18 protein-coding genes are annotated in these 24,542 nt (G+C 72.2%); 11 read left to right on the top strand and 7 right to left on the bottom strand.

Annotation, left to right across the window (positions count from 1 at the left end):
- Nucleotides 1-3: 3 nt before the first annotated feature.
- The 3 genes from R4Z63_RS25715 to R4Z63_RS25705 all read left to right on the top strand — a co-directional run bounded on the left by R4Z63_RS25715 (nt 4) and on the right by R4Z63_RS25705 (nt 4,118).
- Nucleotides 4-1,290, top strand: coding sequence for an MbnB/TglH/ChrH family RiPP precursor modification enzyme (locus tag R4Z63_RS25715; protein WP_491522638.1), 1,287 nt, complete (start codon nt 4-6; stop codon nt 1,288-1,290).
- Nucleotides 1,287-2,321, top strand: a complete 1,035-nt coding sequence (locus tag R4Z63_RS25710; RefSeq protein WP_384456016.1) for a TIGR04222 domain-containing membrane protein — start codon at nt 1,287-1,289, stop codon at nt 2,319-2,321. The genes R4Z63_RS25715 and R4Z63_RS25710 overlap by 4 nt, the downstream gene beginning before the upstream one ends.
- 102 nt (nt 2,322-2,423) lie before the next feature.
- On the top strand, nt 2,424-4,118 hold the full coding sequence (locus R4Z63_RS25705) for an alpha/beta hydrolase (RefSeq protein WP_384456019.1): 1,695 nt from the start codon (nt 2,424-2,426) through the stop codon (nt 4,116-4,118).
- 113 nt (nt 4,119-4,231) lie between these two features.
- Here R4Z63_RS25705 and hemQ read toward each other — a convergent pair whose 3' ends face one another.
- Nucleotides 4,232-4,945: a hydrogen peroxide-dependent heme synthase gene (gene hemQ, locus R4Z63_RS25700; protein ID WP_037915293.1), complete on the bottom strand. Its 714-nt coding sequence runs from the start codon at nt 4,943-4,945 to the stop codon at nt 4,232-4,234.
- Between the two features lie 4 nt (nt 4,946-4,949).
- On the bottom strand, nt 4,950-6,449 hold the full coding sequence (gene hemG / locus R4Z63_RS25695) for a protoporphyrinogen oxidase (protein WP_370466460.1): 1,500 nt from the start codon (nt 6,447-6,449) through the stop codon (nt 4,950-4,952).
- A 139-nt stretch (nt 6,450-6,588) separates the two neighbouring features.
- Between hemG and R4Z63_RS25690 the strand changes: the two genes are divergently transcribed.
- On the top strand, nt 6,589-7,638 hold the full coding sequence (locus R4Z63_RS25690; RefSeq protein ID WP_384456023.1) for a DUF4349 domain-containing protein: 1,050 nt from the start codon (nt 6,589-6,591) through the stop codon (nt 7,636-7,638).
- 60 nt (nt 7,639-7,698) lie between these two features.
- Nucleotides 7,699-9,081: an FAD-dependent oxidoreductase gene (locus R4Z63_RS25685; RefSeq protein ID WP_386504416.1), complete on the top strand. Its 1,383-nt coding sequence runs from the start codon at nt 7,699-7,701 to the stop codon at nt 9,079-9,081.
- 37 nt (nt 9,082-9,118) lie between these two features.
- Here the strand turns inward: R4Z63_RS25685 and hemE are convergent, their stop codons facing one another.
- The gene (hemE, locus tag R4Z63_RS25680; protein WP_037915287.1) at nt 9,119-10,183 is read right to left on the bottom strand and encodes a uroporphyrinogen decarboxylase; all 1,065 of its coding nucleotides are present in this window, start codon (nt 10,181-10,183) and stop codon (nt 9,119-9,121) included.
- A 91-nt stretch (nt 10,184-10,274) separates the two neighbouring features.
- On the opposite strand from hemE, the gene R4Z63_RS25675 reads away from it, so the two are divergent.
- From R4Z63_RS25675 to R4Z63_RS25665, 3 genes are all read left to right on the top strand, one after another.
- A complete protein-coding gene (locus tag R4Z63_RS25675) occupies nt 10,275-10,931 on the top strand; it encodes a DUF3000 domain-containing protein (protein WP_384446599.1) in 657 nt (218 codons plus the stop codon).
- Nucleotides 10,932-11,194: 263 nt separating this feature from the next.
- Nucleotides 11,195-11,857 (top strand): helix-turn-helix transcriptional regulator, encoded by a 663-nt coding sequence (locus R4Z63_RS25670; protein ID WP_069922445.1) that lies wholly within the window; start codon nt 11,195-11,197, stop codon nt 11,855-11,857.
- A 124-nt stretch (nt 11,858-11,981) separates the two neighbouring features.
- Nucleotides 11,982-13,265 (top strand): HRDC domain-containing protein, encoded by a 1,284-nt coding sequence (locus R4Z63_RS25665; protein ID WP_384446601.1) that lies wholly within the window; start codon nt 11,982-11,984, stop codon nt 13,263-13,265.
- Between the two features lie 57 nt (nt 13,266-13,322).
- Here the strand turns inward: R4Z63_RS25665 and R4Z63_RS25660 are convergent, their stop codons facing one another.
- A complete protein-coding gene (locus tag R4Z63_RS25660; RefSeq protein WP_052029990.1) occupies nt 13,323-14,495 on the bottom strand; it encodes an alpha/beta hydrolase in 1,173 nt (390 codons plus the stop codon).
- Between the two features lie 342 nt (nt 14,496-14,837).
- On the opposite strand from R4Z63_RS25660, the gene R4Z63_RS25655 reads away from it, so the two are divergent.
- From R4Z63_RS25655 to R4Z63_RS25645, 3 genes are all read left to right on the top strand, one after another.
- Nucleotides 14,838-16,064, top strand: a complete 1,227-nt coding sequence (locus tag R4Z63_RS25655) for a thiolase family protein (protein ID WP_030847655.1) — start codon at nt 14,838-14,840, stop codon at nt 16,062-16,064.
- Complete coding sequence (locus R4Z63_RS25650) at nt 16,061-18,190, top strand: 3-hydroxyacyl-CoA dehydrogenase NAD-binding domain-containing protein (protein ID WP_384446604.1); 2,130 nt, start codon at nt 16,061-16,063, stop codon at nt 18,188-18,190. Before R4Z63_RS25655 ends, R4Z63_RS25650 begins: the two co-directional genes overlap by 4 nt.
- 91 nt (nt 18,191-18,281) lie before the next feature.
- Nucleotides 18,282-19,322 (top strand): LCP family protein, encoded by a 1,041-nt coding sequence (locus R4Z63_RS25645; protein WP_384446606.1) that lies wholly within the window; start codon nt 18,282-18,284, stop codon nt 19,320-19,322.
- Between the two features lie 82 nt (nt 19,323-19,404).
- Here the strand turns inward: R4Z63_RS25645 and R4Z63_RS25640 are convergent, their stop codons facing one another.
- From R4Z63_RS25640 to R4Z63_RS25630, 3 genes are all read right to left on the bottom strand, one after another.
- Nucleotides 19,405-20,904, bottom strand: coding sequence for an amino acid permease (locus R4Z63_RS25640; protein ID WP_384446608.1), 1,500 nt, complete (start codon nt 20,902-20,904; stop codon nt 19,405-19,407).
- A 123-nt stretch (nt 20,905-21,027) separates the two neighbouring features.
- Nucleotides 21,028-22,977, bottom strand: a complete 1,950-nt coding sequence (dxs, locus tag R4Z63_RS25635; protein ID WP_384446610.1) for a 1-deoxy-D-xylulose-5-phosphate synthase — start codon at nt 22,975-22,977, stop codon at nt 21,028-21,030.
- A gap of 263 nt (nt 22,978-23,240) precedes the next feature.
- Nucleotides 23,241-24,527, bottom strand: a complete 1,287-nt coding sequence (locus R4Z63_RS25630; RefSeq protein ID WP_037917716.1) for a sugar ABC transporter permease — start codon at nt 24,525-24,527, stop codon at nt 23,241-23,243.
- Nucleotides 24,528-24,542 lie beyond the last annotated feature (15 nt).

Here is a 24,542-nt window from a genome sequence, read left to right as displayed (position 1 = left end):
CCCATGGCACACCTGGGGGTGGGCATCGGCTGGCGGCCGGAGATCGCGGATGCGGTCGAACGGCTGCACGGCCTGGACTGGGTCGAGGTAGTGGCCGAGAACATCTGCCCGGGCCACCTGCCCGAGGCTCTCGGACGGCTGCGCGAGCGGGGCACCCGCATCGTGCCGCACGGGGTGTCGCTCGGCCTCGGCGGGGCCGACCGCCCGGATCCGCAGAAGCTCGCGGCGCTCGGCGAGCGGGCGGTGGCGCTGGGGGCGCCGCTCGTCACCGAGCACATCGCCTTCGTACGGACCTCCTCGCCGGTGCTGGAGGCCGGGCACCTGCTGCCGGTGCCGCGCACCCGCGACGCACTGGACGTGCTCTGCGAGAACGTACGGATCGCGCAGGACGCGCTGCCGGTGCCGCTGGCGCTGGAGAACATCGCCGCGCTGTTCTCGTGGCCGGGCGAGGAGATGACGGAGGGGCAGTTCCTCACCGAACTGGTTGAGCGGACCGGGGTCCGGCTGCTCGTCGACGTGGCCAACCTGCACACCAACCGGGTCAACCGGGGCGAGGACCCGACCGCCGTCCTGGACGCGATCCCGCTGGAGGCCCTGGCGTACGTGCACGTCGCGGGCGGCATCGAACGGGGCGGCGTGTGGCACGACACCCACGCGCACCCCGTACCGCCGGTCGTGCTCGCACTGCTGGCCGAGCTGCGCTCCCGGGTGGAGCCGGCGGGCGTCCTGCTGGAGCGGGACGACGATTTCCCGCCCGAGACGGAGCTGGCGGCCGAACTGGCCGCGATCCGTCAGGTCGTGACGGCCGGCCGGACGGCCCCGGCGGCATCCGGGGCCGAGCCGGGAGCCGTCCAGGAACTCCCGGGGCAGGGAGCCTGCGAGGCCAGGCGGACCCGCGTGGCACTGGGACAGGCGGCCCTGCTGTCCGCGCTCGTGGCCGGGACCCCCGTGCCCGAGGGCTTCGACCGTGCGCGCATCCGCGTGCAGGCGCGGGCGCTGGCCGCCAAGCGGGCCGAGGTGGTCGCCAAGGTGGCTCCGGAACTGCCCGGGATCCTCGGCGGCCGCGAACCGTACCGCAAGGCCTTCCTCGCCTACGCGAAGGGCCGCCCCATGACCGCGGGATACCGCAGGGACGCCCTGGACTTCGCCGAGCACCTGCTGATCCGGGACCTTCCGGCCGACCCGGCCGCCCGGCGCCGGCTCACCGCCTGGTGGCGGGAGCGGGCGGGGGCGAGGCCGCCGCGCCGTATCGTCCGCTGGGCCCGGGCGCTCACGGGGAGGGCCGCGTGAACGTCCTCGCCGCGGCCGTCTGGCTCGCCGTCGCCGTCTCCTGCAGCCTCCTCCTGCGCGGGCTGCGCCGCGCCCGGCCCGCGGGCGCGGCCCCCTCGGCAGCCCTGCGCGACCTGTCCGAGGCCGCCTTCCTGGTGGGCGGACCCGGCACCGTGGTGGACGCCGCGCTCGTCTCGATGCTCGGGGACGGCCGGCTCGTCGTCGGCGGCCCCGGCATCGTCCAGGTGCGCCCGGGAGCGCGGGCCGGCGGCCCCGCCGAGCGGGCCGTGCTCCAGGCGCATGCCGGAGCCCCCTCGGGCTGGCTCTACCAGGTGCGCTATGCCGCCATGCGCGACCCGGCCGTGCAGCGGATCGGGGACGCGCTGGCCGCCCGCGGGCTTCTCGCGCCGCCCGGCGGCGGCCGGACCTGGCGCCGCTGGGGGCTGGTCCAGGCCGTCGTGTGCGCGGTCTGGCTGCTGGTCTCGATCCCGCTGACGGTCGTGGGCTTCGCCCTCGACCCCGACCCCGGTGTGCCGTTCATCGCGCTGGTGGCGCCCGTGCTGCTGGCGGGCATCGTCCTGGGCCTGTTCTGCATGGCCCGCGCCGGGAACCGGATCACCCGGGCCGGGCGGCGGGCGCTGCTCGCCATGCGCTCCGCGTACGTGAACGACCCCACCCCGCACGTGCACACCGCGCTCTTCGGCCTGCGCGGCCTGCGCGATCCCTTCCTGCGCCAGCAGTTGGTGCCCGCCGCGCGCGGCACCCGGCTGGCGGCCGCGCAGGCGGGTGCGCGCCCACACCGCCCGGACACCCGCTCGTCCTCGTCCGACTCCTCGCCCGAGCTGCTGCCGGTGATGTGGTGCGCCACGAGTGACGGGGGCGGCGGGAGCGGTTCGGGCTGCGGCTCCTCCTCCGGCGGCTCCTCCGGCGGTGGCTGCGGAGGCGTTGGCGGATCCGGCTGCTCGGGCGGTGGCGGTAGCGGTTCGAGCTGTGGCGGCTCCTCCTCCGGTTGTTCGAGTTCGAGCAGCTCCAGCTGCTCCAGCAGTTCCTGATGCGTCCATAGGGGTCACGGCCGCCGACACCGGCCGGTGATCCTTTACAACCGCGGCGCGCAGGCCTCTCATCGGTTCATCGGATGGAAGGCAGGGGACGTCATGCGCACGCCGACCGCACACCACGGGGCCGCCGCGGCCGCACTGCTGCTCGCCCTGTGCGCGCCCACCGCGGTGGCCGCCCCGGTTCCGCGGCCCCCGCAGCCCCCGGTGGGCACCCCATCCGCCGGCGCCACCGGATCCGCCGACGCCGAGAGCGCCGGAGCCGCCCTCGTCGCCCGCCGCGCGGCCCTCGCAGCCGCCTCCCGGCGCGGCGGGGCCTCCGGCCTCGACTTCCGCACCTGCCCCGCCGTCGAGGAACTGCCGTCCCGTGTCCGGTGCGCCACCCTGCGCGTACCGCTCGACTACGCCCGCCCCGACGGCCCGCAGATCTCCCTGACCGTCAGCCGCGCCGCCGCCACCGGGGCCGGCGGCGCGGCTCGCCAGGGCGCGCTCGTCCAGAACCCGGGCGGCCCCGGAGCCTCCGGAATGCGCTTCCCACTCGTCGCCGGCCTGGCCGGCTGGGAGCGGATCGCCGCCGCCTACGACCTCGTCGGCTACGCCCCGCGGGGGGTCGGGCGCTCGGCCCCGCTGTCCTGCACGGACCCGGCGGCCCGCACCCACGGGCCCGTACAGGAACAGGTCCACCCCTCCCCCGCGTACAAGGCGGAACGGCTGACGCGGGCCCGCGAGTACGCGCGGGGGTGCGCGCGCCGGGCCGGTGCCGCGCTGCCGTACTACACGACGCTGAACAACGCCCGTGACCTGCACGTGCTGCGGGCCGCGCTCGGCGAGGAGAAGCTGACCTTCATGGGCGCCTCGTACGGCACCTACCTCGGCGCCGTCTACGCCACCCAATACCCTCGCCACGTCCGCCGGATGGTCCTCGACTCGGCGGTGGATCCCGATCCGCGCCGCGTCTGGTACCGCAACAACCTCGACCAGGCACGTGGGTTCGAGGGCCGCTGGCACGACTTCCGCACCTGGGTGGCCCGCCACCACGGCACGTACGGGCTCGGCACCACCCCGGCAGCCGTGCAGGCGGGCTACGAGCGGGTCCGTGACGCGGTGTCCCGCACCCCGGCGGGCGGCACCGTCGGAACCGGCGAGCTGCGGGCCGCCTTCCTCCAGGCGGCCTACTACGACGACGTCTGGCCGGACCGGGCCGCGGCCCTGGCCGCCTTCCTGCGCGGAAATCCCTCACTGCTGGCCGCCCAGGCCACGCCCGACCCGGCGACGGCGGCCGCGGCCGAGAACGCGACGGCCGTCTACACGGCGGTGCTGTGCAACGACGCCTCCTGGCCGGCGGACTGGGAGACCTGGGACCGCGACAACACCGAGCTGGCGCGAACGGCCCCCTTCGAGACCTGGGCCAACGCCTTCCTCAACCTGCCGTGCGCGTCCTGGCCGGTTGCCGGGCCGCGCGCGCCCGTGGCGGTGGGGGCGCAGCCCGAGCGGCTGCCGCGGACCCTCGTGGTCGCGGCGGAACGGGACGGCGCGACGCCGTACCCGGGCGCGCTGGAACTCCAGCGGCGGCTCGGCGCCGGGGCGTCACTGGTGACGGAGACGGGGGCCGGTTCCCACGGAGTCGTCGGCGGACGCAACGGCTGTGTGGACCGCCATGTGGAGCGGTATCTGCTGACGGGCGCCACCCCGGGGTGGCGCGCCACGTGCGCGCCGCATCCGGAGCCCGCACCGGTGTCGCTGGACGACGGGGCGGCGGGCGCCCGCAGGGCGCTGCTGCCGCCGGTCGTCTGAACTTCCGGGCGGGGTCTCCGGCTGCGTCGTTTCGGGGGCTGTGCCTCCCGATCCACCGGAGGCACTCACCTGACGGTGTGGTCGTCCTCCGGTCCGTCCCCCCAGGGGAGGTATCAGGCGAGCCCGGCCACCAGGTCGGCGACGGACTTGCGGCGCCCGGTGTAGAAGGGCACCTCCTCACGGACGTGCATGCGGGCCTCGGAGGCGCGCAGGTGACGCATGAGGTCGACGATGCGGTACAGCTCGTCCGCCTCGAAGGCGAGCAGCCACTCGTAGTCGCCCAGCGAGAAGGAGGCGACGGTGTTGGCGCGCACGTCCGGGTAACCGCGGGCCATCTTGCCGTGGTCGGCGAGCATCCGGCGGCGGTCCTCGTCGGGCAGCAGGTACCAGTCGTAGCTGCGGACGAAGGGGTAGACGCTGACGTAGTCGCGGGCGACCTCGTCGGCCAGGAAGGCCGGGATGTGCGACTTGTTGAACTCGGCCGGGCGGTGCAGGGCCATGTTCGACCACACCGGCTCCATCGCGCGGCCCAGCTTGGTGCGGCGGAACAGGTTGTACGCGCTCTGCAGCTCGTCCGCGGTCTCCGCGTGCCACCAGATCATGATGTCGGCGTCGGCACGCAGGCCGGAGACGTCATAGGTGCCGCGGACGGTGATGTCCTTGGCGGCCAGCTGGTCGAACAGCTCCTGGACCTCGTCGGCGAAACCGGCGCGGTCCTCCGGCAGGACGTCCTTCAGCTTGAAGACGGACCACAGGGTGTAGCGGATGACCTCGTTGAGGTCCTTCGCCTTCTTCCCCGCGTTGGGAATCTTCTCTGGTGCAGTCATGTGTCTATTGTCCCGTGCGCTGATCAGTGGTCGGAGCCAGGGGTGCCGTACGCGCAGCGAGCGCGGCGATCACCGTGTCCGCCGCCCGGCCGGCGCTCGCGATGCAGGCGGGGATGCCCACACCGTCGTAGAGCGCGCCGCACACCGCGAGGCCGGGCAGGGCCTCGACGGCGCCGCGGATCCGGGCGACCCGTCCGAGGTGGCCGACCGGATACTGGGGCAGTCCGCCGTCCCAGCGGGTGACCGTGGAGGCGACCGGGCGGGCCGTCAGGCCCACGGCCTCGCCGAGGTCGGTGAGGGACACCTCGACGAGTTCGCCGTCCTCGCGGTCCAGGTCGCGCTCGTCGGCGTACCGGCCGACGGAGGTGCGCAGGAGGAAGAGGTCGGTGTCCCGGCCGGCCCAGGCCCATTTGTTGCTGGAGAAGGTGGACGCCTTGATGGTCCGGCCGTCGACGGGCGGTACGAGGAATCCGCTGGCGCCGCCGCCGGTGACGGCCGACGGCAGGTCACCGCGCCGGAAGGCCATGGTGACCAGCGCCATGGAGGCGTATTCGACCTGGTCCAGCTCGGCCGCGGCGGCCGGCGCGAGGGCGTCGAGCAGCCGGGCGGCGGGCCCGGCCGGGACGGCCAGGACGACGCCGTCGGCGTCGACGGTCTCCCCGGCGGCCACGACCCGCCATCCGTCGGTCGTACGGAGGACCTCGCGCACGGGGGCGCCGGTGACGATGCGCGCACCGGCCCGGCGGCAGGCGTCGGCCACCGCGAGCGGGAGGCGTCCGATGCCTCCGTCGATGCCGGCGAAGACCGGGCCGGCCTGCTGGGGGCCGCTCTGCGTCGCGCGCTGCAGTTCCCGCACACCGTCGCCCAGCAGGGCGTGCCTGCGGGCGGCCTCGAAGAGCTGGGGCACGGCGGCCCGCATGGAGATGCGGTAGGCGTCGCCCGCGTAGACCCCGCCGAGCAGCGGTTCCACCAGCCGGTCGACCACCTCGCGGCCGAGGCGGGCGGCCACATACGCGCCGACGGCGACGTCCTCGCCGATCTCGGTGGGCGGCAGGGTCCGCTCGGCCTCGATGCGGGCGAGGCCCTCGGCGGAGAGGACCCCGGAGGCGGCGAGCGGCCCGAGGTCGCCGGGGACGCCCATGACGTGGCCGCGCGGCATGGGCCGCAGCGCGCCGCGGGTCCACAGGTGGGCGGTGGCGGTGGCGGGCGGCTGCACGGCGTCGGCGAGACCCACGGCCTCGGCGAGGGCGACCGCCTCGGGGCGGCGGGCGAGCACGGACTCGGCGCCGAGGTCCACGCGGGCTCCGGCGAGTTCACCGGAGTACAGCTTTCCGCCGAGCCTCGCTCCCGCTTCCAGGAGCGTGACGCGGGCGCCTTCGGCGAGCAGCCGGTGGGCCGCCGCGAGGCCCGCGATGCCGCCGCCGATGACGACGACATGGCTCGGGGAGCCGTCCGGCCGAGTGGGGCCCGCCGATCGATCCGTACGCATGTCCGCTTCGTGCATGGACACATCGTCTCAGACCGATCACCGAGGCCGGACCGTGACCTCATCGGGACCGGCCCGGAACCGCGTGTGCGAAACCCGCGGCGGGACCCTGTACGTCGAAACGGCAACACCAGCCGATCATCGGGGGTTCAAGGCGATGCGCAGCATCAGCAGACACCGTTCCGCGGCGGCCCTGGCCGCCCTCTGTCTCACCGGGGCGCTCGCGCTCACCGGCTGTGGCGCGGGCGGCGGGGGCTCGGCGAGCGACAAGGCGGCCGTCGCGCCGCAGGATGCGGACGGGAAGGCCCGGGAGGGGGCGGCGGGCGCCGCGGCGGCGCCGGGCCCGGCCGGGTCGGCGGGGGCGGTGGAGTCGGCCGGCAGGAACGACGGGGCGCCGGTCGCGGTCCGCCCGAACGTCATCCGTACGGCGACGCTCGGCATCGAGACGCCCGACGTCCAGCGGGCCCTGGCGGCGGCCCGCACCGCGGCCGAGGGCGCGGGCGGCTACGTCGGTAACGAATCGACCAAGCGCGGCGAGGACGGCCGGATGACCTCGACGGTGACCCTGCGGGTGCCCGCCGAGCGCTACGACGCCGTGCTCGGTGCGATGGAGGGCAGCGGGAAGCTGCTGCGCCGCAAGGTCGACGCACAGGACGTCACCGAGAAGGTCGCCGACATCGACAGTCGTGTCTCCTCACAGCGGGCGAGCGTGGCGCGGGTGCAGGAGATGATGGGCAAGGCCTCGGCGCTGAGCGAGGTGGTGATGCTGGAGGGCGAGCTGAGCCGGCGCCAGTCCGATCTGGAGTCGCTGCTGGCGCAGCAGACGGCGCTGAAGGACCGGACCTCGATGGGCACGATCACCCTGGAGGTCTCCGAGCCGTCCCCCGCGAAGGCGGTGGAGGAGCAGGAGCCCACCTTCCTCGGCGCGCTGAACGGCGGCTGGGAGGTCTTCACGAAGATCCTGCGTTACCTCGTGGTGGCGCTGGGGGCGCTGCTGCCGTTCCTGCTGACGGCTGCGGTGGCGGCACTGGTGGTCCGGGTCCGCCGGCGGTGGCGGCCCGGGCGTCCGGGGACGGGCCCGGCACCGGAGCAGATGCCGGCCCCGGAGCAGACGCCGGCCCAGGAGCGAATGCCGGTCCCGGCCGCCCGGACGGCACCGCCGGCCGAAGGCCCGGCCGTGGACAGCGGGGCGGACGTGCGGGACTGAACGCACCGTCCCCCGTAGCGTGTTCACCATTCGACGGCGGTGAAGGGGCGGTACGGGCAGATGGTGACGGAACGACTGGTGGTGGTCGGGGGCGACGCGGCGGGGATGTCCGCCGCGTCGCAGGCCCGCAGGCTCAAGGGCGCCGGGGAACTGGAGATCGTCGCCTTCGAGCGTGGACGCTTCACCTCCTACTCGGCGTGCGGCATCCCGTACTGGGTCGGCGGGCTGGTCGCCGAGCGCGACGACCTGATCGCCCGTACCCCCGAGGAACACCGGGCCCGGGCCATCGACCTGCGCACCCGCACGGAGGTGGTGGAGCTCGACCCGGCCGGCTCCCGGGTCCGCGCCCGCGATCTGGACAGCGGGTCCGAATCGTGGATGCACTACGACAAGCTGGTGCTGGCCACGGGCGCCCGGCCGGTGCGCCCGCGCCTGCCCGGCTTCGGCGCGCAGGGGGTGCACGGCATCCAGACCCTGGACGACGGCCGCAGGCTGATGGACTCCCTGGAACGCGCACGGGGCCGGCGGGCGGTCGTGGTCGGCGCCGGCTACATCGGCGTGGAGATGGCCGAAGCCCTGAAGCTGCGGGGCTACGAGGTGACGGTCCTGCACCGGGGGGAGCAGCCGATGGCCACGCTGGATCCGGACATGGGCGGCCTGGTCCACACCGCGATGAACCTCATGGGGATCCGCACGGTGGCGCGCACCGAGGTCACCGGGGTCCTGACCGACGAGGCGGGCCGGGCCCGCGCGGTCGCCACGGCGGCCGGCGAGGAGTACCCGGCGGACGTGGTCGTGCTGGGCATCGGCGTGGAGCCGCGGACCGCGCTGGCCCGCGCCGCCGGCCTCCCGCTCGGATCCTCGGGCGGGATCCTCACGGACCTGTCGATGCGCGTCCGGGGGCACGGGAACGTCTGGGCGGGCGGCGACTGCGTGGAGGTCCTCGACCTGGTCGCGGGCCGCACCCGGCACGTCCCGCTCGGCACTCACGCCAACAAGCACGGCCAGGTCATCGGCTCCGGCGTGGGCGGCGGCTACGCGACCTTCCCCGGGGTGGTCGGCACGGCGGTCAGCAAGGTGTGCGATCTGGAGATCGCCCGTACCGGGCTGCGCGAACGGGACGCGCTGGAGGCGGGCCTGCGCTTCGTCACGGCCACCGTCACCTCCACCAACACCGCGGGCTACTACCCGCGGGCGGCGGAGATGACGGTGAAGATGCTGGCGGAACGCCGGACGGGGCGTCTGCTGGGCGTGCAGATCGTCGGCGGCGCCGGCGCCGCGAAGCGGGTGGACGTCGCGGCGGTGGCGCTCACCGCGGGAATGACGGTGGACCAGATGGTCTCGCTCGACCTCGGCTACGCGCCGCCGTTCTCCCCAGTCTGGGACCCGGTCCTGGTGGCGGCCCGCAAGGCCGTCTCCGCGGTCCGCGCGGCGGGGGTCTGACCGGCGCGGTACCGCACCCGCTCGGGTACGGCTGGGCTCAGCGGGCCGTCTTGGTGTGGACGTAGTCCACCAGGCGGGTCAGCGCCTCGGGGTCGGTCGTCGGCAGGACTCCGTGGCCGAGGTTGAAGACGTGGCCCTCCAGGCCGGCGGCCGCGGCGAGGACCTCGTCCGTCTTGGCTTCGACCGCCTCCGTGGTGGAGAAGAGCACGGCCGGGTCCAGGTTGCCCTGGAGGGCCTTGCCCGGACCGACCCGGCGGGCCGCCTCGTCGAGCGCGACCCGGTAGTCGACGCCCACGACGTCCGCGCCGGCCTCGCCCATCAGGCCGAGCAGCTCGCCCGTGCCCACGCCGAAGTGGATCCGCGGGACACCGTAGGAGGCCACGGACTGCAGGACCTTCGCCGAGGCGGGCATGACGGAGCGGCGGTAGTCCGCCGGGGCGAGTGCGCCCACCCAGGAGTCGAAGAGCTGCACGGCGGAGGCGCCGGCTTCGATCTGGACCTTCAGGAAGGCGGAGGTGATCTCCGCGAGGCGGTCGAGCAGGTCGGCCCAGAGCTGCGGGTCCCCGTACATGAGGGCTTTGGTGTGCTCGTGGTTCTTCGAGGGACCGCCCTCCACCAGGTAGCTCGCGAGGGTGAAGGGCGCGCCCGCGAAACCGATCAACGGCGTGGAGCCCAGTTCACTCGTGAGCATGCCGATCGCCTCGGTGACGTACGAGACGTCCTCAGGAGTGAGGTCGCGCAGCTGTGCGAGGTCCTCACGGCGGCGGATCGGCTGGGCGACGACGGGGCCGACGCCCGGCTTGATGTCCAGGTCGACGCCGATGGCCTTGAGCGGGACCACGATGTCGGAGAAGAAGATCGCCGCGTCGACGTGGTGGCGCCGCACGGGCTGCATGGTGATTTCGGTGACCAGGTCGGGCCGCATGCAGGACTCGAGCATCGCGGTGCCCTCGCGGACCTTGCGGTACTCGGGGAGGGAGCGCCCGGCCTGCCGCATGAACCACACCGGCGTGTGCGGCACCGGCTCCCGCCGGCACGCCTTCAGGAAGGCGGAATCGTACGTCTGGCTCGGCTGGCCCTGGGGGCGGTCGTTGGCGCTCACGACCCAAATCTTCGCACGTATGAAGAAGTGCCCGTCGCGGCACGGGTGTCCCTGCGCCGTACGGCTGCACATACCGCCTAGTCTTCCCCGCATGGCTGCGGCTCAGGGACGATTTTCAGATGGCGCCGACGGTGCGGACAGTGCGAAGGAGAGCTCGGTCCCGCTCCCGTTCCGGCGGGCGGTCGAAGGCTTGAAGAAGGCCCGGCTGCGCCCGGGGGTCGAGATCGATCCGGCGAAGCCGCCCCAGCGGCTGGCCCCGTACGCGTACGCGCTGGAGGCCGCGGTGGTGGACGGGGAGGACGACCTGGCCGACGGCCGGCTCATCCTGCTCCACGATCCGGCCGGGCACGACGCCTGGCACGGGACCTTCCGGCTGGTGACGCTCGTGCGGGCGGAGCTGGAGCCGGAGATGGCCGCGGACCCGCTGCTGCCGGAGGTGTGCTGGTCGTGGCTGACGGGGGCCATGGAGGCGCGCGGGCTGGCCTACGGGGAGGCGAGCGGCACGGTGACCATGGCGAGCTCGCACTACTTCGGCGGGCTCGCCGAGCGGCGGCCCGCGACGCAGATCGAGATCAGAGCGTCCTGGACGCCGCGCGAGGGCGTGGGCGGGGTGCCAGACACCCCGGCGCACCTGTCGGCGTGGTGCGAACTGATCTGCCAGATCGCGGGGCTGCCGCCGGTGGGCCCGACGGACACGGCGACGGGCGTGGTCTCCCTGCCACAGCGCCGCGGTCCGCACCACCCGTAGACACGGGGCCGTCCGGCCCCACGGGGCGGGGAGCGCCCGACCGCGGTCCGCGGCGGAGTACCGGAACGCGGCCTCCGTTGTGGGCTTCTGATCACCCGATGATCGATCGTGCGTCTGAATTGCCCGAATTGTTACTCACCAAATCGTGATCATTCCCTAAAGCCGGGCGGGTGACGTGCCGAAGGAGTCAGTGACCATCCGCACGGTTCGCACCGGCTTCCTTCCCCGAGCCGGCCGTCCCGCCACTCCCCCAGGAGGCCTAGGTGTCCGTTCTTCTCGAGCAGCCCGCAAGCCTGGTCGCCTACCGCCCGAACAAGCCGACGGCCATGGTCGTCGTGGCCGACCCGCGCGTCCGTTCCACCGTGACCCGCCATCTGTGGGCCCTCGGAGTCCGTGACGTGATCGAGGCGTCGTCCATCGCGGAGGCCCGCCCCCGCGTCGGAAGCCCGCGCGACATCTGCGTGGCCGACGTACACCTGCCCGACGGTTCCGGTCTCACGCTGCTCTCCGAGACCCGTGCCGCAGGCTGGCCAAACGGCCTGGCCCTGTCCGCCGCCGACGACATCGGCGCCGTGCGCAACGCCCTCGCGGGCGGCGTGAAGGGCTACGTCGTCACCGGTACGCGCACCAACATCGGGCTCCCCAGCCGGCCCGGCGCCGCCCCCATCGGCGCTGCCGCCGCCCGCATGCACCGCCGCCCCCCGGGCGCCCCGAGCCACCCGGGCGGTTACCGGGAGCTCTCCGGCCGCGAGGTCGAGGTCCTGCGCCTCGTCGCCGAGGGCCAGTCCAACAAGGCCATCGGCGTCTCGATGGGCCTGTCCGCCCTGACCGTCAAGTCCCACCTCGCCCGCATCGCCCGCAAGCTGGGCACCGGAGACCGCGCGGGAATGGTCGCCGTGGCCCTGCGGACCGGGATCATCCACTGAGCACGGGCCGGAGCGCCCGGATAGACGTCCGGGATACCCCCGGAAAACACCCCGCATACTGATCGCGCCCGTCGACGGAACGTTCCGGCGACGGGCGCGTCGTATACACGGATACCCTTGACCGGTGACCGACGCCCAAGAGACCGCAGCAGACCTGCGCACCACCACCGGGGGCGGCCCCCCGGACGACGTCGTTGTTCCGCCCGGTGGGGTGCCGATCCCTTTGCTGGAGCCCCGTGAGGGGATTCCTCCGGTGGTCGCCGACGCGGACGCCCTCGCCGAGGTGGTCGCGGCCTTCGCCGCGGGCACCGGCCCCGTCGCCGTCGACGCCGAACGCGCCTCCGGATACCGCTACGGCCAGCGGGCCTACCTCGTGCAGCTGCGCCGCGAGGGCGCCGGATCCGCGCTGATCGACCCGGTGGGTTGTCCCGACCTGTCCGCACTGGGCGAGGCCCTCTCCGGCACCGAGTGGATCCTGCACGCCGCCACCCAGGACCTGCCGTGCCTGCGCGAAATAGGCATGGTTCCCACCTCCCTGTTCGACACCGAACTGGCGGGCCGGCTCGCCGGCTTCCCGCGGGTCGGCCTCGGCGCGATGGTCGAGGGCGTTCTCGGCTACGCGCTGGAGAAGGGCCACTCCGCCGTCGACTGGTCCACCCGCCCGCTGCCCGAGCCCTGGCTGCGCTACGCCGCCCTGGACGTCGAGCTGCTCGTGGACCTGCGGGACGCGCTGGAGAAGGAACTGGACCGGCAGGGCAAGCTGGAGTGGGCCCGGCAGGAGTTCGACGCGATCGCCTCCGCCCCGCCGGCCCCGCCGCGCAAGGACCCGTGGCGCCGTACGTCCGGCATGCACAAGGTGCGCCGCCGCCGCCAGATGGCCGTCGTACGGGAGCTGTGGGAGTCCCGGGACCGGATCGCGCAGCGGCGTGACGTGTCGCCGGGCAAGGTGCTGGGCGACGCCGCCATCGTCGAGGCCGCCCTGGCCATGCCCGCCAACGTGCACACCCTGTCGGCCCTGCCCGGCTACGGGCAGCGGATGGGCCGCCGTCAGCTCGACCAGTGGATGGCCGCCGTGGACCGGGCGAAGGCACTGCCCGAGAACGAGCTGCCCCAGCCGGGGGCGACCCCGGCCGGCCCGCCCCCGCCGCGCTCCTGGGCGGACAAGGACCCGGCCGCCGCGGCCCGGCTGGCCGCGGCCCGCACCGCCGTCTCGGCGCTGGCGGAGCAGCTGAACCTGCCGCAGGAGAACCTGATCACCCCGGACACGGTCCGCCGCCTGTGCTGGGAGCCGCCACAGCGGCTGGAGGCGGACGCGGTGTCCCAGGCCCTGGCCGCACACGGCGCCCGGGCCTGGCAGATCGAACAGGTGACCCCGGTGCTCCTCACCGCCCTGGCCGCCACGGCGTAGCAGAGCAGACCACCGACGTGCCCCGGTCCCCGACGCGAGGACCGGGGCACGGCCGGATCAGAGCGGTCGCTCGGTGTAGTCGCCCTCCGTGTCCATGGCGAAGGTGCCCTGGGTGTGGCCGTCGATCGCGGTGTGCTTGAGCCACTTCCGGGACAGGTGGTGGACGTGCTTGACCACCCGCTCCCACGGGATCTGGTGGCCCGCGCAGGCAACCTCGAAGTGCATCTTCTTCGGGCCCGGGATGGCCTTGTAGAGCTCGGTGACCGAGAGGAAGGGAACGGTGCCGGGAGCACTGTTCACCGTCTTGTCATGCTCGCCGACGACGATGAGCACCGGCACCTCGTGGCCCAGGACGTGGTCCACTTTGGCGCCCGCCTTGTTCCAGCCCCACCAGAACGCGTTGCGGTAGCGCAGCACTCCCGAGGGCACGCCGGACACCGGCGGCCCCCAGTTGCGGCCCAACACGTCACTCTCCATGATCGCCGCCCACACGGTCTCGACCATGCCCTCCGCGCGCTGCTCGGAGCCGCAGCCGAGTTCCCTGTCCCAGGTGTCCTCGAAGCCCTCCCGGCCGGTGATGTTCATCGGGTAGGTCCACAGGGACGGCGGAGGGGGCAGCGCGTCCGGCCGCTCCCACTTGGTGCCGGGCTTGCTCGCGGGTCCGTCCGGCCGGAAGACCGGGGCGAGCAGGAACAGGCTGGAGACGTTCTCCGGGTGCTGGATCGCGTACGGTCCCAGCGCGACCGCCGCGGCGGACCAGCCGAAGAGAGCGACCTTCTCCACGCCGCGCTCGGCCTTGATGTACTCGACGACGGTGTGGACCGCGGCCCAGTCATCGGCGGAGTCGCCGAGGTGCTGGGCGTAGTGGGGGGTGCAGGGGGCCTCCAGCGGGTGGCCGTCGAGCAGGAGCTTCGCCTGCGGTCCGGCCGGGGTGTTGCACGGCTCCTCCATGACCGCCGGGCGCTGCGAGCGGCCGTGGCCCTGGAGGTCCATGGCGAAGACGTCGAAGCCCGCCTGGGCGAGGAACTGCATCCAGTTGTACTCGCCGGTGCCGAGATCCGCGCCGGGCAGCACGGGGACGCTGCGGCCGTGCAGCATCAGGACGGCCGAGCGCTTGGTGGGATTCCTCGTCCCGTCCCGCTCGCGGACGAAGAGTCTGACGACCTCGTCCTGGTTGATCGGGAGCGTGGAGGTGTGCTTGACGTCGTGGTCGATCGACGGGATGAGCATGGCCGGGATCTCCGTTCGCGCGGTGCGCTCGGGGGCGGGCGTACAGGGGACGCGACCAGGGTTCGCACGGGCCGGGTGCCCGATGCCATCGACGCGACCGGGACGACCGGGCGGCCCCACTCCATCGGGTAGCCCCGGGCGCTCCGATCGGACGGCGCGAGGAGGGGGCGCGTGCCGGGCCGGGACGGGGATGAACGGAGTGTGACCTTCGCCGCTCCTCGGGGAGGGGGTGTGCACATTGGTTACCCGCAAGTAGCATGGTCGGGTGAGCGGGCGCTCAGCAACGTAAGCCGAACGCGCCCCCGCGCAGCAGTGCCATCCCGCACCTGGAGGAGAGCCAACGTGCCTCGTACCGTCAGGGACGTCGTCTTCGTCGACGGCGTCCGCACCCCGTTCGGCAAGGCGGGCCCGAAGGGCATCTACAACGAGACCCGCGCCGACGATCTCGTCGTGAAGGCGATCCGGGAGCTGCTGCGCCGCAACCCGGACCTGGACCCCAAGAAGATCGACGAGGTCGCCATCGCCGCGACCACGCAGATCGGCGACCAGGGCCTGACGCTGGGCCGCACGGCCGGCATCCTCGCGGGCCTCCCGCAGTCCGTCCCGGGCTACTCCATCGACCGCATGTGCGCCGGCGCGCTGACCGCCGTGACCGCCGTCGCGGGCGGTGTGGCGTTCGGCGCGTACGACGTCGCCCTCGCCGGCGGCGTCGAGCACATGGGCCGCCACCCCATGGGCGAGGGCGTCGACCCGAACCCGCGCTTCGTCTCCGAGAAGCTGGTAGACGAGTCCGCCCTGTTCATGGGCATGACCGCCGAGAACCTGCACGACCGGTACCCGACGATCACCAAGCTCCGCGCCGACGAGTACGCCGTGCGCTCGCAGGAGAAGGCCGCCAAGGCGTACGCCGACGGCAAGATCCAGCAGGACCTGGTCCCGATCTCGGTGCGCAACACCAACGAGGCCGCGGGTGAGACGGGCTGGGGCCTGGTCACCACCGACGAGCCGATGCGCCCGGGCACCACCCTGGAGAACCTGGCGAACCTGAAGACCCCGTTCCGTACGCACGGCCGGGTCACCGCGGGCAACGCCGCCGGTCTGAACGACGGTGCCACCGCCGCGATCATCGCGTCCGAGGACTTCGCCCGCGAGAACAACCTCCCGGTCAAGATGCGCCTCGTCTCCTACTCCTTCGCGGGTGTCGAGCCCGAGGTCATGGGCTACGGCCCGATCCCGGCCACCGAGAAGGCCCTGGCCCAGGCCGGTCTGACGATCGACGACATCGGTCTGTTCGAGATCAACGAGGCCTTCGCCGTGCAGGTGCTGGCCTTCCTGGAGCACTACGGCATCGCCGACGACGACGCCCGCGTGAACCAGTACGGCGGCGCCATCGCCTTCGGCCACCCGCTGGCGTCCTCCGGCGTCCGCCTGATGACCCAGCTGGCCCGCCAGTTCGAGGAGCAGCCGCACGTCCGCTACGGCCTGACCACCATGTGCGTCGGCTTCGGCATGGGCGCGACGGTCATCTGGGAGAACCCGAACTTCAACGCCGAGGGAGACTCCAAGTGAGCACCACCGCTGAGCTCCTGAAGGGCGCGGCCGAGCTGTTCCCCGACGAGGTCGTCACGTCCACGCACGTCCGCCACCTGGATCTGCCGTTCGGCGCCGGGCGCTTCGCGCTCATCACGCTGGACAACGGCTTCGACCACACCAAGCCGACCACCTTCGGCCCGCAGTCCCTCGCCAATCTGAACGCGGCGATCGACCAGGTCGAGCAGGAGGCCGCGGCCGGCAGCATCGTCGGCGCGGGCATCACCGGCAAGCCGTTCATCTTCGCGGTCGGCGCCGACCTCAAGGGCGTCGAGCTGCTCAAGAAGCACGACGAGGCGCTCGCCATCGGCAAGGGCGGCCACGACGTCTTCAAGCGCCTCTCCGCGCTGGCCGTGCCGACCTTCGCGTACTACAACGGCGCGGCGATGGGCGGCGGCGTCGAGGTCGGCCTGCACTGCAGCTACCGCACCGTCTCGAAGGCCATCCCGGCCTTCTCGCTGCCCGAGGTCTTCCTCGGCCTGGTCCCCGGCTGGGGCGGCTGCGCCATCCTGCCGAACCTGATCGGCGCCGAGCGCGCGGTCTCGGTCATCATCGAGAACTCGCTGAACCAGAACCGGCAGCTGAAGGGCAAGCAGGTCTTCGAGCTCGGCATCGCCGACGCGATCTTCGAGGGCGCGGACTTCCTGGAGCAGTCGCTCCTGTGGACCGCGAACGTCCTGAACGGCACCACCGAGGTCGTCCGTGCGGAGATCGACCGCGGCGAGGCCTGGGACACGGCCGTCGCCAAGGGCCGCTTCATCGCGGACTCCAAGGTGCACGGCGCCGCTCCGGCCGCCTACCGCGCGCTGGACATCATCGCCGCGGCCAAGGACGGCGACCTGCAGAAGGGCTTCGACGCCGAGGACACGGCCCTGGCCGACCTCATCATGGGCGGCGAACTGCGCTCCGGCATCTACGCCTTCAACCTGGTGCAGAAGCGTGCCAAGCGCCCGGCCGGCGCCCCGGACAAGTCCCTGGCCCGTCCGGTCACCAAGGTCGGCGTCGTCGGCGCGGGCCTGATGGCCTCGCAGCTGGCGCTGCTGTTCCTGCGGCGCCTGGAGGTGCCGGTGGTCCTCACCGACATCGACCAGGAGCGCGTGGACAAGGGTGTGGGCTACGTCCACGCCGAGATCCAGAAGCTGCTCGGCAAGGGCCGCATCAACCAGGACAAGGCCAACCGCCTGACCGCCCTGGTGACCGGTGTCCTGGACAAGGCCGAGGGCTTCGCGGACGCGGACTTCATCATCGAGGCCGTGTTCGAGGAGATGTCCGTCAAGCAGAAGGTGTTCGCGGAGGTCGAGGCGGTCGCCCCGGCGCACGCCATCCTCGCCACCAACACCTCCTCGCTGTCGGTCTCGGAGATGGCCTCCAAGCTCCAGCACCCGGAGCGCGTAGTCGGCTTCCACTTCTTCAACCCGGTCGCGATCCTCCCGCTGCTGGAGATCGTCCGCGGTGAGCAGACCGACGACGCCGCGCTGGCCACGGCCTTCGGCGTCGCCAAGAAGCTGAAGAAGACCGCGGTCCTGACGAAGGACGCCCCGGCGTTCGTCGTGAACCGCATCCTGACCCGCTTCATGGGCGAGATCCAGAACGTCATCGACGAAGGCACCCCGGTCGCCACCGCGGAGAAGGCCATCGAGCCACTCGGCCTTCCGATGTCCCCGCTGGTGCTGCTGGAACTGGTGGGCCCGGCGATCGGCCTGCACGTGTCCGAGACCCTGAACCGCTCCTTCCCGGAGCGCTTCACCGTCTCCCCGAACCTCAAGCGGGTCGTCGAGGCCGGCAAGCGGGGCTTCTACGTCTACGACTCCGGCAAGCCGGAGCTGGACCCCGAGGTCGCCGCGCTCCTGGTCCAGGGCGACTCCGTCCTGACCGAGGAGCAGGTCCGGGTGCGCGTCCTGGACGCGGTGGCGCAGGAGATCGGCCTGATGCTGGAGGAGGGTGTCGTGGCCGAGGCCCAGGACATCGACCTCTGCCTCATCACCGGTGCCGGCTGGCCCTTCCACCTGGGCGGCATCACGCCGTACCTGGACCGTGAGGGCGTCTCGGAGCGCGTGAACGGCAAGAAGTTCCTCGCCCCCGGCATCGCGAGCGTCCCGGCCTAGTCCGGGTCGCGGACGGTCGTTCGACGGCCGGGCCCGTCCCCCACGGGGGGCGGGCTCCGGCCATTCGAATACCTGTCTAAGATTCACCCCCATGACGGAAAAGCACGTGCGGCCCAGGCGCCGCCGACGCCGCGTTCTGCGGATCACCCTGCTGCTGGTCGCCGTGCTGATCCTGGGCGCGGCCGGGGCGGGCTGGTGGACGTACAGCCACCTCAACAACAACATCGACAGCGTCGACCTCGATCAGGCGATCGGGGACAACCGACCCGCCAAGGTGGTCGCGAACGCGCAGAACATCCTGGTGCTCGGCTCCGACTCGCGGGCCGGGGCCAACGGGGACCTCGACCGCGGCGATGTCAGCGGGGCCCGTTCGGACACCGCGATGCTGGTCCACATACCCGAGGGCCGGGCCAAGGCCACCGCGGTGAGCATCCCCCGCGACACCCTGATCACCCGGCCCGAGTGCAAGGACCGCGACGGCACGTCCGTGCCGTCCGCGAAGCGGGTCATGTTCAACTCCGTCTACTCGCTGGCCGGCCCGGCCTGTGTGGTCAACACCGTCGAGCAGATGTCCGGTGTGCGCGTGGACCACTTCGTCGAGGTGGACTTCGCCGGCTTCAAGGGCCTGGTGGACGCGCTGGGCGGGGTCACCGTCACCCTCGACAAGCCGATGAGCGGTGCCAAGGGCGGTCTGAAACTGGACGCGGGCACGCACCGGCTGAACGGCACCGACTCGCTGAAGTTCGTCCGTACCCGGTACGGCTACGGCGACGGCAGCGACCTCGGACGCATAGGCCTGCAGCAGCAGTTCATGCTGGCGATGCTGGCGGAGATCAAGAAGCAGGATGCCCTCGGCAACCCGGCACGGCTCTACAAGCTCGCGGACGCCGGCACCAAGTCCCTGACCACCGACTCCGATCTGGCCTCGCTCACCGCGCTGTCCGACTTCGCGCGGAGCATGAAGGGCGTGAACCCGGAGACGATGGAGACCATCATGCTGCCGGTCGCCTACGACAAGGTGGACCCCAACCGCGTGGTCGTGGCCGAACCGCAGGCCACCCAGCTGTGGGACGCCCTGCGCAAGGACGAGAAGGTCCCCGCCTCGGCGAAGGACTCCCCCGCCAAGGGCTGACCGGATCCGCACAACGGAGCCGGCCGTACGGGTGACCCGTACGGCCGGCTCCGGCGTTCGCGCGTCCGAACCCTTCGGTCGTTCAGTACTTGGCGTCCGCGCCGACCTTGCCCAGACGGCTGTTGCGGCGTCCGTAGGCGAAGTAGACGATGACACCGATGACCATCCAGACGCCGAAGCGCAGCCAGGTCTCGGCCGGCAGGTTGAGCATCAGCCAGAGCGAGGCCGCGATCGACAGGATCGGCACCAGCGGCACCCACGGGGTACGGAAGGACCGGTGCAGGTCGGGGCGGGTCTTGCGCAGGACGATGACACCGAGCGCGACCACCACGAAGGCGAACAGGGTGCCGATGTTGACCAGTTCGGCGAGGCTCTCCAGGCTGGTGAAGCCCGCGAGGACGGCGATGACTCCGCCGAGCAGCATGGTCGCCCGGTAGGGGGTGCGGTACTTCGGGTGCGTCACGGAGAAGACCCGGGGCAGCAGCCCGTCACGGCTCATCGCGAAGAACACGCGGGTCTGGCCGAGCAGCAGGATCATGCACACGGTGATCAGGCCGACGGACGCGCCGAGGCTGATGGCGCCCGAGAAGAACGGCTGGTTCACCGATTTGAAGGCCTCGGCGAGCGGCGCGGTCGCGGACATCTCCGAGTACTTCTGCATGCCGGTCACCACCAGGGTCACCGCGACGTACAGCACCGTGCAGATGAGCAGGGAGCCGAGGATGCCGCGCGGCATGTCCCGCTGGGGGTTCCTGGTCTCCTCGGCCGCGGTGGCCACCACGTCGAAGCCGATGAAGGCGAAGAAGATGAGCGAGGCCGCCGTGAAGATGCCCATGACGCCGAAGTTGGTGGGCTCGTAGCCGAAGAGCAGCTGGACGAGCGGGGAGTGCCAGCCGCTGACGCCCTCGGCCTGGGGCTGGGCCGGCGGGATGAACGGCGAGTAGTTGTCGGCCTTGATGAAGAACAGGCCCGCGACGATGACCAGCAGCACGACGGTGACCTTGATGGCGACGACGACCGCCGTGATGCGGGCCGAGAGCTTCGTACCGACGACCAGGATCCACGTCAGCACCAGGACCAGCAGGAAGGCCAGCAGGTCGAAGTGGCCGCCGGCGTCGGGGCCGGACAGGGAGGTCGGCAGGGTCCAGCCGAGGTTGGTGTCCATGAGGTGGCGCACGTAGCCGGACCAACCGACCGCGACCACCGCCGTGCCGAGCGCGAACTCGAGCACCAGGTCCCAGCCGATGATCCAGGCGGGCAACTCGCCGATGGAGGCGTAGCTGAAGGTGTACGCCGATCCGGCCACCGGCACGGTGGACGCGAACTCGGCGTAGCAGAGCGCCGCGAGGGCGCAGACGATGCCCGCTGCCACGAAGGCGAGGGCGGTGGCAGGTCCGGCGTTGTTCCGGGCCGCGATGCCCGTCAGGACGAAGATGCCGGTGCCGATGATGACACCGACACCGAACACCGTCAGGTCCCAGGCGGAGAGCGACTTGCGGAGCGCGTGTTCCGGCTCCTCCGTGTCGCGGATGGACTGCTCCACCGTCTTGGTGCGGAAGGGGCTGTTCGTATCCCTACTCACCGACGCACCTCCGAACAGGTGTCGACGCACGCGAGCGGGCCGGGAGGCCCACTCCTCAAGAGTGATCTCCCGGCCCGTGACGTGCAACCGCGCGGCGATCTAGCGCTGTGGGCGCCGCCCGTCCTAGTCGACGGTGGCGGCCGACTCGCTGTCGTAGCGGCCGTCCAGCTTGGCCACCAGCCCCGTGACGTGCCGGGCGATGTCCGGGGCGGTCAGCCCGATCTCGGCCATGACCTCCTTGCGGGAGGCGTGGTCGAGGAAGCGCTGCGGGATGCCGAAGTCGCGCAGGGGTACGTCGACCCCCGCGTCCCGGAGCGCCTGCGAGACGGCGGAGCCCACGCCGCCGGCGCGGCCGTTGTCCTCGACGGTCACGACGACGCGGTGGCGGTCGGCCAGCGGGGCCAGGGCCTCGTCCACGGGCTTGACCCAGCGCGGGTCGACCACCGTCGAGGTGATGCCCTGCTTGTCCAGCAGGTCAGCGATCTCCAGGCACATCGGGGCGAGCGCGCCGACCGAGACGAGCAGTACGTCCGTGGGGGCACTGCCCAGGTTCGAGGAGTCGAGGGACAGGGTGGCGTCGGCGGCCGGTGCGCGCAGCACGTCCATGCCGCCGATCCGGCCGACGGCCGGGACGGCCGGGCCGACGACGCCCTTGGAGAAGCGCACCACGGTCGGCGCGTCCTTGACCTCGACGGCCTCGCGCAGCTGCGCCCGCAGCTGCTCGGCGTCGCGCGGGGCGGCCAGGCGCAGACCCGGGACCACCTGGAGGATGGACATGTCCCACATGCCGTTGTGGGAGGCGCCGTCGGTGCCGGTGACACCGGCGCGGTCCAGGACGAAGGTGACTCCGCACTTGTGCAGCGCGACGTCCATCAGGACCTGGTCGAAGGCGCGGTTGAGGAAGGTGGCGTACACCGCGAAGACCGGGTGGGCGCCGCCGGTGGCGAGGCCCGCCGCGGAGGTGGCGCCGTGCTGCTCGGCGATGCCGACGTCGTAGATGCGGTCCGGGAAGGCGTCCGCGAACTTCTTCAGACCGACCGGCTGGAGCATGGCCGCGGTGATGCCGACGATGTCCTTGCGCTCCTTGCCGAGCCGGACCATCTCGTCGGCGAAGACGGAGGTCCAGCTGGCGGCGTCGGTGGAGACGGGCAGGCCGGTGTCGGGGTGGATGGGACCGATGCCGTGGAAGCGGTCGGCCTCGTCCTGCTCCGCGTGGGTGTAGCCGCGGCCCTTCTGGGTGAGGCAGTGCACGATGACCGGGCCGCTGAAGCGCTTGGCGCGCTGCAGGGCCGACTCCAGGGCCTCGATGTCGTGGCCGTCGATGGGGCCGATGTACTTCAGGCCCAGGTCCTCGAACATGCCCTGCGGGGCGATGAAGTCCTTGAGGCCCTTCTTGGCGCCGTGCAGGGTCTCGAAGAGCGGCTTCCCGACGACGGGGGTGCGCTCCAGGATCTCCTTGCCGCGGGCCAGGAAGCGCTCGTAGCCGTCGGTGGTGCGCAGGGTCGCCAGGTGGTTGGCGAGGCCGCCGATGGTCGGGCCGTAGGAGCGCTCGTTGTCGTTGACGACGATGACGAGCGGGCGGTCCTTGGCGGCGGCGATGTTGTTCAGCGCCTCCCAGGCCATGCCGCCGGTCAGGGCGCCGTCGCCGATGACGGCGGCGACGTGGTGGTCCTCGCGGCCCAGCACCTCGTTGGCCTTGGCGAGTCCGTCGGCCCAGCCCAGGACGGTGGAGGCGTGCGAGTTCTCGATCACGTCGTGGTCGGACTCGGCGCGCGAGGGGTAGCCGGACAGGCCGCCCTTGGAGCGCAGCCCCGCGAAGTCCTGGCGGCCCGTGAGCAGCTTGTGGACGTAGGCCTGGTGGCCGGTGTCGAAGAGGACCTTGTCCTTGGGCGATTCGAAGACCCGGTGCAGGGCGATCGTCAGTTCGACCACGCCGAGGTTGGGGCCGAGGTGCCCGCCGGTCTTGGAGACGGCGTCGACGAGGAAGGACCTGATCTCTGCGGCGAGCTGAATCAGCTCCTCCTGGCTGAGCAGGTCCAGATCGCGCGGTCCCTTGATGCGGGTCAGCAGCACCCGTGCCTCCTTGCAGTTGCTTGCTGGTCTGTCGAGTCTAATGTTCCGTTCGCGGGCGCGGTCATCGGGCCGTCCCGGCGGAGTCACAGCTTTGTCATACATGTACACACCGCCGCACGGCCACACATCACAAACGGGCGTATACCCGCACGGGAGTGCCTGCATTTGTACGCACGGATGCCCGGCGCCACGCGGAGTGGCGCCGGGCACTGTGACGGTTCTTACCGCCGCGGTCCGCCGCGGCGGACCGGTCGGGCGCGCGGTCAGGCGCGTCCGGCCGTCTTCTGGGTCTTGCGGGTGACCGAGTCGATCACCACGGTGGCCAGCAGGACCGCGCCGGTGATCATGTACTGGACCGGCGTCGCGATGCCCTCCAGGGCCAGACCGTACTGGATCGAGACGATGACCATGACGCCGAGGAGGGCGTTCCAGGTCCGGCCGCGGCCACCGAAGAGGCTGGTGCCGCCGATGACGGCCGCCGCGATCACGTTCATCAGCAGGTCGCCGGCGCCGGCGCTCTGGTTGGCCGCCGCGATCTTGGAGGCCCAGAACAGGCCGCCGATGGCGGCGAACGTGCTGGAGATGGCGAAGACCGTGATCCGGATCCGGGTGACCCCGATGCCCGCACGGCGGGAGGCCTCGACGCTGCCGCCCAGCGCGAAAACGTTTCGCCCGAAGGTCGTACGGCGCAGCAGGAAGTCCGTGACGACCAGGGCCAGCAGGAAGAGCACCACCGCCAGCGGCAGGCCCTTGTACTGGTTGAACAGCGCGGCGGGACCGAAGGTGCACACCGCGAGCAGGCCGGTGCGCAGCAGGATCTCGGTGAGCGGCCGGGAGGGCATCCCGGCGGCCTCACGACGCCGGGCGTCGAAGAAGGCCGCGAGGAAGTAGCCGGCCACCGCGAGCGCGGCCAGCCCGTAGGCGACAGCCACGTCCGAGAAGAAGTACGTGGTCAGCTGGCCGACCACGCCGTCGGAGTCGATGTTGATCGTGCCGTTGCTGCCGAGGATCTGCAGCATCGCGCCCAGCCAGAACAGCAGGCCCGACAGGGTCACGGCGAAGGCGGGGGCCCCGACCCTGGCGAAGAAGAAGCCGTGGATGGAGCCGATCAGGGCGCCGCCGACGATGGCGGCGAGGATGGCCAGCCATTCGTTCACGCCGTGGGTGACGGCGAGGACGGCAACGATCGCGCCCGACACACCGCTCACCGAGCCGACCGAGAGGTCGATCTCGCCGAGGAGCAGCACGAAGATGATGCCGATGGCGATCATCCCGGTGCCGGTCATCGTGATCGCGATGTTGGTGAGGTTCTCCGGGGTGAGGAAGTTGGAGTTCAGCCCCTGGAAGATGGACCAGATGACGATCAGGCCGATGACGACCGGGAGGGAGCCCAGGTCGCCGGCTTTCATCTTGTGCTTGAACTCGCCCCAGTAGCCGGCGAGCCCCTCCTCCCTGACGAGCAGGCGGGGGTCCACGGCCGGGATCGCGTCGTGTGCGGCCGCCGGGTTGACCGGGTCGATGTGCTCGTGCGCGACGGGGCCCTTGTCCAGTGGATCGGTGGCGGG

Source organism: Streptomyces sp. PL-29 (assembly GCF_058344425.1).
The sequence above is the reverse complement of the archived record's forward strand: the minus strand, read 5'-3'. Positions and strand labels throughout refer to the sequence as shown.

Bases quoted from the DNA above. Each gene is read 5' to 3' on its own strand.
- hemG (WP_370466460.1), bottom strand. From the start codon at position 6,449: ATGCACGAAGCGGACATGCGTACGGATCGATCGGCGGGCCCCACTCGG.
- R4Z63_RS25685 (WP_386504416.1), top strand. From the start codon at position 7,699: ATGGTGACGGAACGACTGGTGGTGGTCGGGGGCGACGCGGCGGGGATG.
- R4Z63_RS25675 (WP_384446599.1), top strand. From the start codon at position 10,275: ATGGCTGCGGCTCAGGGACGATTTTCAGATGGCGCCGACGGTGCGGAC.
- hemQ (WP_037915293.1), bottom strand. From the start codon at position 4,945: ATGACTGCACCAGAGAAGATTCCCAACGCGGGGAAGAAGGCGAAGGAC.
- R4Z63_RS25705 (WP_384456019.1), top strand. From the start codon at position 2,424: ATGCGCACGCCGACCGCACACCACGGGGCCGCCGCGGCCGCACTGCTG.
- R4Z63_RS25660 (WP_052029990.1), bottom strand. From the start codon at position 14,495: ATGCTCATCCCGTCGATCGACCACGACGTCAAGCACACCTCCACGCTC.
- R4Z63_RS25715 (WP_491522638.1), top strand. From the start codon at position 4: ATGGCACACCTGGGGGTGGGCATCGGCTGGCGGCCGGAGATCGCGGAT.
- R4Z63_RS25690 (WP_384456023.1), top strand. From the start codon at position 6,589: ATGCGCAGCATCAGCAGACACCGTTCCGCGGCGGCCCTGGCCGCCCTC.
- R4Z63_RS25645 (WP_384446606.1), top strand. From the start codon at position 18,282: ATGACGGAAAAGCACGTGCGGCCCAGGCGCCGCCGACGCCGCGTTCTG.